The sequence below is a fragment of the Streptomyces sp. NPDC001634 genome (assembly GCF_040298185.1).
Classification (GTDB): Bacteria; Actinomycetota; Actinomycetes; order Streptomycetales; family Streptomycetaceae; genus Streptomyces.
Genome location: NZ_JBEOZU010000245.1, coordinates 1 through 1,092, shown reverse-complemented (window position 1 = coordinate 1,092; position 1,092 = coordinate 1). Strand labels below are relative to the sequence as shown.

Below are 1,092 nucleotides of genomic sequence, written 5' to 3'. Positions count from 1 at the left end.
ATAATAGCACACTTCCAAAAGTTTTTGTTTATTTACTGACAACCATTGAGACGCTTTATCAAACGAGTGTTCCCCTTGAGGTTCAAAACCGAAAGAACGTCCATCTCGCAACATCAGATTGCTTAGTTATCGCTTGTTACCTATGGGGCGTACTACATTTTAGTGAAACACTTAAAGCAAAGCACCAATTGGCTCAAAGTTTATTTCCTAATTTCCTAGAATATTCTCGCTTTGTCCGCCGTTGTAATGCCCTCTTACCGAGTATCCAAGTCATTCGCCAAGCACTCGTCTTTAAAGAGGTTGAAGGAATTAGTGTATCCATTATTGACAGCTTCCCCCTTCCTTTGTGTCAGCCTATTCGTAATTTCAGAAGCAAAGTTCTTGGAGATTATGCAAATGTTGGCTACGATTCTACAAAGGGACAGTACTTCTATGGATGTAAATTTCATGCTTTAGTCAGTGAATCAGGCTATGTCATAGACTACACAATTACTCCTGCTTCAATGGCTGATAGTTCAATGACCGAGGAAGTGTTGAGTCAATTTGGGACACCAACAGTCCTTGGAGATATGGGATATTTAGGTCAGTCACTGCATGAAAGGCTGGAATTAGAAGGAATTGATCTAATTACACCTGTCAGGAAGAACATGAAGCAAAAGAAAATCCTTTTCCCTAATTTTTCAAAACGTAGAAAAGTGATTGAGCGAGTTTTCTCTTTTTTGACAAATCTAGGAGCTGAGCGTTGTAAAAGTCGTTCGCCTCAAGGTTTTCAATTGAAATTAGAGATGATACTTTTAGCGTATTCTTTACTGTTAAAATCAGCTAAATCACTGGAACCAGAGACTTTAAGATATTCTATCGGGTATCAAGTCATGGATAAATAATCAACTAGCAATTCGGGTATTTTAAAAAAAGAAAATTGGGACTCCTTAGAGTCCCTTTTAATTATTTTATATTATATATTTTGTCTTTTGTTCTTTTGCGAAAAAAAAAATATAGTGTTTGCAAGGGGTAACAGGATTATAGTCCTACAAAAAACTGTGCATAGTCCTACAAAATACTGTGTATAGTCCTACAAAAAACTGTGTATAG

1 protein-coding gene is annotated in these 1,092 nt (G+C 36.6%); it reads left to right on the top strand.

What is annotated here, in order from left to right; translation table 11 throughout:
• A partial coding sequence (locus ABT186_RS47830) for an IS982 family transposase (protein WP_351930731.1) occupies window positions 1-884 on the top strand: 884 nt, incomplete at its 5' end.
• Between the last annotated feature and the right edge of the window lie 208 nt (window positions 885-1,092).